The 5,595-nt window shown below is 70.9% G+C and carries 5 protein-coding genes and 1 pseudogene; 5 read left to right on the forward strand and 1 reads right to left on the reverse strand.

What is annotated here, in order from left to right; translation table 11 throughout:
- A pseudogene (locus tag AB0M20_RS24280) lies at positions 1–204 on the reverse strand (hypothetical protein); the annotation flags it as partial.
- A gap of 209 nt (positions 205–413) precedes the next feature.
- On the opposite strand from AB0M20_RS24280, the gene AB0M20_RS24285 reads away from it, so the two are divergent.
- The 5 genes from AB0M20_RS24285 to AB0M20_RS24305 are packed head-to-tail and all read left to right on the forward strand — an operon-like array spanning position 414 to position 5,396.
- Positions 414–653 (forward strand): hypothetical protein, encoded by a 240-nt coding sequence (locus tag AB0M20_RS24285; protein WP_364301774.1) that lies wholly within the window; start codon positions 414–416, stop codon positions 651–653.
- A 30-nt stretch (positions 654–683) separates the two neighbouring features.
- Positions 684–2,246 carry a signal recognition particle protein gene (gene ffh, locus AB0M20_RS24290; protein WP_364301776.1) on the forward strand — a complete coding sequence of 521 codons (1,563 nt, stop codon included), beginning with the start codon at positions 684–686 and terminating at the stop codon, positions 2,244–2,246.
- A 2-nt stretch (positions 2,247–2,248) separates the two neighbouring features.
- Positions 2,249–3,325 (forward strand): amidohydrolase family protein, encoded by a 1,077-nt coding sequence (locus AB0M20_RS24295; protein ID WP_364301778.1) that lies wholly within the window; start codon positions 2,249–2,251, stop codon positions 3,323–3,325.
- Positions 3,326–3,345: 20 nt separating this feature from the next.
- Complete coding sequence (proS, locus tag AB0M20_RS24300) at positions 3,346–4,752, forward strand: proline--tRNA ligase (RefSeq protein WP_364301780.1); 1,407 nt, start codon at positions 3,346–3,348, stop codon at positions 4,750–4,752.
- Positions 4,752–5,396, forward strand: coding sequence for a DUF402 domain-containing protein (locus AB0M20_RS24305; RefSeq protein ID WP_364301782.1), 645 nt, complete (start codon positions 4,752–4,754; stop codon positions 5,394–5,396). Before proS ends, AB0M20_RS24305 begins: the two co-directional genes overlap by 1 nt.
- Positions 5,397–5,595 lie beyond the last annotated feature (199 nt).

Consider the following 5,595-nt stretch of genomic DNA (forward strand, 5'->3'; position numbering starts at 1 on the left):
CGCCCGGGTCGCCACCGGGGCGGTCACCCCCCCGCGGCCGGGGCCCACCCGGCCCAGACCCGGTCCGGCCGGCCGGACCCGCGGCGCGCCCAGCGGCACGCTGCGCCGGGCGGTTCCCAGATCGGTGACCAGCGGCTGCGCGGCGCGGAGCACCCGCCGCCGCAGCGGCCAGGGCATGTGGCGCAGGATCCGCCGCAGCTGCACGCTCGTCGTCCTCCCGGTCAGATGTCTCCGTCAGATGTCTCGATCTCTGACCTCAACGGCGGCCTGCGGTGGGAGGTTGCGGTGGATACGGAGCTATCCGCCGGATTTACGGTGATTGCTCTCCGGTCAGGGGTTCCCCCGATGCGGGAGCTTGCGTTGGGAGCGCATGGTGGAGTCGGTCGGTCAAACGACGTTCTGGGAGGCCGGAAATGGGCAAGGGCATCGCTTACGTGGTGGCGATGATCGCCGGTGTGATCGTGGTGGGGTGGGTCGCCGTCAGCGTCCTGCACTTCCTGCTCGGCTGGCTGGGCTACCTGATCGTCGGGGCGGCCGTGGTCGGCGGCGGGGCGTATCTCTACCGCCGGGCCAAGCGCGGGATCGCGCCGGGCACCCGCACCGCATACCGCATCGAGGCCGCCAAGCAGACGTACCGGATGCGCAACCGATGAGGCGAGTCTCGGGAAGATAGGCTTGCGGGCGTGTTCGACAACCTGAGCGACCGCCTCTCCGGGATCTTCACCAAGCTCCGCGGCAAGGGGAAACTGACCGACGCCGACATCGACGCCACCGCGCGCGAGATCCGTCTCGCCCTGCTGGAGGCGGATGTCGCGCTGCCCGTGGTGCGGTCGTTCATCGCCAACCTCAAGGAGCGGGCCCGCGGCGCCGAGGTCTCCCAGGCGCTCAACCCCGCGCAGCAGATCATCAAGATCGTCCACGAGGAGCTCATCAACATCCTCGGCGGCGAGGGCCGGCGCCTGACGTTCGCCAAGCAGCCGCCCACCGTGATCATGCTGGCCGGTCTGCAGGGTTCCGGTAAGACGACGCTGGCCGGCAAGCTCTCCCGCTACCTCAAGGGCCAGGGCCACCAGCCGCTGCTGGTCGCCTGTGACCTGCAGCGGCCCAACGCGGTGAACCAGCTGCAGGTGCTGGCCGGCCGGGCCGGGGTGGACATCTACGCGCCGTCGCCGGGCAACGGGGTGGGCGATCCGGTCCAGGTCGCGCGCGACTCGATCGAGCACGCCAAGCGCTCGGCCAAGGACATCGTCATCGTCGACACCGCCGGCCGCCTCGGCATCGACGCCGAGATGATGCAGCAGGCCCGCGACATCCGCGCGGCGACGAACCCCGACGAGATCATCTTCGTCATCGACGCGATGGTCGGTCAGGACGCGGTGACCACGGCCGAGGCGTTCCGCGACGGCGTCGGCATCACCGGCGTGGTGCTCTCCAAGCTCGACGGCGATGCCCGCGGTGGCGCGGCGCTCTCCGTGCGGCACGTCACCGGCGAGCCGATCCTCTTCGCGTCCACCGGTGAGAAGCTCGAGGACTTCGACGTCTTCCACCCCGACCGGATGGCCAGCCGGATCCTCGGCATGGGCGACGTGCTGACCCTCATCGAGCAGGCGGAGACCGCGTTCGACGAGGAGCAGAAGGAGAAGATGACCTCCAAGCTGCTCGGTGGTGAGCAGTTCACGCTGGAGGACTTCCTCGACCAGCTCATCGCGGTCCGCCGGATGGGCCCGATCGCCAACATCCTCGGCATGATGCCCGGCATGGGCCAGATGAAGGATCAGCTGGCCGAGCTCGACGACAAGCACTTCGACCGGGTCACCGCGATCATCCGCTCGATGACCCCGGCCGAGCGCACAAACCCGAAGATCATCAACGGCTCCCGCCGCGCCCGCATCGCCAACGGCTCGGGCGTCACGGTGATGGACGTCAACCAGCTGCTCAACCGCTTCACCGACGCGCAGAAGATGATGAAGCAGATGGGCGGCATGATGGGCCTGCCCGGAGCGGGCCGGCGCAAGGCGACCAAGAGCCCGAAGAACAAGCGCAAGGGTACGAAGGGCGGCAGCCGAGGACCGCGCAGCGGCGGCCTGCCCCGCGCCGGCGGGATGCCGCAACTGCCGCCGGGCTTCGACCCGACCGCCCTGCAGGGCGACGGCTCCCAGGGCCTGCCGCCGGGCTTCCGCCTGCCCAACCTGGACTTCAACAAGCTGACCCGCCCGCCGAAGCGCGACGACGACGACAAGAAATAGCCATGGCGCTCCATGTGCGCGGGGTGGTCCTGCCCGGCTGTGAGCCGCGGGATCTCTGGCTGGTCGGCGACCGGGTCACCTATGAGCCGGTCAAGGACGCCGAGACCGTCGCCGATGGCGGGTGGATCGTGCCCGGGCTCGTCGACGCGCACTGCCACCTCGGGATCGCCCGGGGGGCCAAGCCCGTCACCAGCCTCGACCAGGCGCGCGGGCTGGCCTATCTCGACCGTGACTCCGGGGTGCTGGCGTTGCGGGACGCCGGGTCGCCGTTCCCGTACCCGGAGCTGGACGACGAGCCGGACATCCCCCGTCTGGCCCGCGCCGGGCGGCACGTCGCCCCGCCCAAGCGCTACCTGCGCGACATCGGCACCGAGGTGCCCGCCGAGGAGGTCGCCGCGACCGTCACCGCCCAGGCCAAGGCCGGCACCGGCTGGGTCAAGATCGTGGGGGACTGGCTGGACCGCGGCGTCGGCGACCTCGCGCCGGCCTGGGACGCGGCCACCATGACCGCCGCGGTCGAGGCGGCGCACGCGGCCGGCGCCCGAGCGGCCACGCACACGTTCTCCGAGGAGGGCGTCGAGATCATGGTGCGGGCGGGGGTGGACTCCGTCGAGCACGGCACCGGCCTGTCGCTCGACCTGATCGACCTGATGGCCCGGCAGGGCACCGCGCTGGTGCCCACCATGATCAACATTCGGACGTTCGGCGGCATCGCCGACCAGGCGAGGGCCAAGTTCGAGGGGTACGCGGACCACATGCTCGCTCTTCGTGACCGCTTCCCGGCGGTGGTGCGGGCGGCGCACGAGGCCGGCGTACCCGTCTATGTCGGCACCGACGCCGGCGGCGGGATCAACCACGGCCAGGCCGCTGAGGAGATGCTCCTGCTGCACGAGGCCGGCCTGCCGGCCGAGGCGGTGCTCGCGGCCGGCACCTGGAAGGCGCGCGAGTGGCTGGGCTTCCCGGGCCTGGTCGAGGGCGGCCTGGCGGACCTGGTGGTCTATCCCGAGGACCCTCGCGAGGACCTGCGGGTGCTCCGCGCGCCGCAGCGCATCGTGCTCCGGGGAAAGGTGGTCAAGTAGCCGCCGATAGGATGCCGCCCATGGCTCGCGTGCTCACTCCCCGTGCGGAGGACTTCCCCCGCTGGTACCAGGACCTCATCGCCAAGGCGCGGATGGCCGACAACGGCCCGGTGCGCGGGACGATGGTCATCCGGCCGGCGGGCTACGCCATCTGGGAGCGCATGCAGTCCGAGATGGACGACCGGATCAAGGAGGCGGGCGCGGAGAACGCGTACTTCCCGCTCTTCATCCCGGAGAGCTACCTGCGCCGCGAGGCCGAGCACGTCGAGGGCTTCTCGCCCGAGCTCGCGGTGGTCACCCACGCCGGCGGCAAGCAGCTCGCCGAGCCGCTGGTGGTGCGCCCGACCAGCGAGACGGTGATCGGCGAGTTCATGGCCAAGTGGGTCGACTCGTACCGCGACCTGCCGCTGCTGCTCAACCAGTGGGCCAACATCGTGCGCTGGGAGCTGCGCCCGCGCACCTTCCTGCGGACCACCGAGTTCCTCTGGCAGGAGGGGCACACCGCGCACGCCAGCGAGGAGAACGCGCGGGCCTACGCCCGCGAGATCCACAAGGACGTGTACGAGAACTTCATGGTCGAGATCCTGGCCATGCCCGTCGTGCCGGGCCGCAAGACCAAGGGCGAGCGGTTCGCCGGCGCGACGAACACGATGACCCTCGAGGGCATGATGGGCGACGGCAAGGCCCTGCAGATGGGCACGTCGCACGAGCTCGGGCAGAACTTCGCGAAGGCGTTCGACATCTCCTTCACCTCGGCGGCCGGCACGGTCGAGCACGCCTGGACCACCTCGTGGGGCACGTCCACCCGCATGATGGGCGGCCTGATCATGACGCACGGTGACGACAACGGCCTGCGGTTGCCGCCGCGGCTGGCGCCCACCCAGGTGCAGGTCATGGTGGTGAAGGCGGGCGAGGGCGTGGTCGAGGCCGCAGCGAAGCTGCGGGACGAGCTCAAGTCCGCCGGGGTACGCGTGAAGCTCGACGACCGGGCCGACATCCCCTTCGGCCGGCGCGCGGTCGACGCCGAGCTGCAGGGCATCCCCATCCGCATCGAGGTCGGGCCGCGCGACCTGGGCGCCGGCAACGCGGTGGTGGCCCGCCGGATCGACGGCACCAAGTCGCCGGTCGCCCTGGGCGAGGTGGTGGCCGACGTCACCGCCGCGCTCAAGGCCGACCAGCAGCGGCTCTACGACGACGCCCTGGCCTTCCGCGAGGAGCACACGGTCGAGGTCAAGACGCTCGGCGAGGCGCTCGAGGCATCGCAGACCGGCTGGGCGCGGGTGCCGTGGTCGGCGATCGGCGAGCAGGGCGAGAAGGAAGCGAACGGCAAGGCGGTCACGGTCCGCTGCCTGATCCGGGAGGACGGCTCGATGCCCGACTCCGACGACGAGCCCGGCCTCATCGCGATCCTGGGCCGCTCGTACTGATGAGGTTCGCCCCCGGCCAGGTCATCATCCACCGCAACACCCGCCGCGGGCGGATCGCCTTCGCCCGCCCGGTCCGGGTGGTCGCCGACACCGAGCTGGGCCTGCTGGTCTGGCTGGCCCGGCACTCCCCGGCGATGTACGAGGTCGCGCCCGACGGTCGCGGAGCTCGCGGCCGGCCGTTCGCCGAGTGGGTGACGCTCGGCTACCAGATGCGGCCGGGCGAGTGGCAGGGCCCCGGCATCCTGATGTTCTTCCCGCCGGAGGGAGACCACTCGGTCTGGTTCTTCTGGAACGAGGCCGGCGAGTTCGACTCCTGGTACGTCAACCTCGAGGAGCACGTCGTCCGCTGGCACGACGAGCAGGTCTCCGGCATCGACGTCGTCGACCAGGACCTCGACGTGGTCGTCCATCCGGATCACAGCTGGGAGTGGAAGGACGAGGACGAGTTCACCGAGCGCCTCGCCATCCCCGAGCACTACTGGGTGCACGACGAGCAGGCGGTCCGGGCCGAAGGCCGGCGGGTCATCAAGATCGCCGAGGCCGGGGAGTTCCCCTTCGACGGCACCTGGACCGACTTCGTGCCCGACCCGGCCTGGGGCGTCCCGGCGCTCCCGGAGGGCTGGAACAGGCCGGTTCCGGCCTGATCACGGGCCGGTTGGTGGCCGCGGCCGTTCGTCTGGCAGAATGGTTGGCTGGTATTCGGCACGCGCGAGGCGCCCTCTAACCCCTCGCCGCGTGACCAGTCCATCGAGACATCGGTCCCCGCATCCCCACGCGGGTTTCGTCGGCTCAACCCACGTAGTCATTCAGGAGCGAAGAGAACCGTGGCCGTAAAGATCCGGC

It is taken from the genome of Actinoplanes sp. NPDC051633 (genome assembly GCF_040681735.1).
Taxonomy (GTDB): Bacteria; Actinomycetota; Actinomycetes; order Mycobacteriales; family Micromonosporaceae; genus Actinoplanes.

Coding starts and splice junctions, on each gene's coding strand:
- AB0M20_RS24305 (WP_364301782.1), top strand. CDS start 4,752: ATGAGGTTCGCCCCCGGCCAGGTCATCATCCACCGCAACACCCGCCGC.
- proS (WP_364301780.1), top strand. CDS start 3,346: ATGGCTCGCGTGCTCACTCCCCGTGCGGAGGACTTCCCCCGCTGGTAC.
- AB0M20_RS24295 (WP_364301778.1), top strand. CDS start 2,249: ATGGCGCTCCATGTGCGCGGGGTGGTCCTGCCCGGCTGTGAGCCGCGG.
- AB0M20_RS24285 (WP_364301774.1), top strand. CDS start 414: ATGGGCAAGGGCATCGCTTACGTGGTGGCGATGATCGCCGGTGTGATC.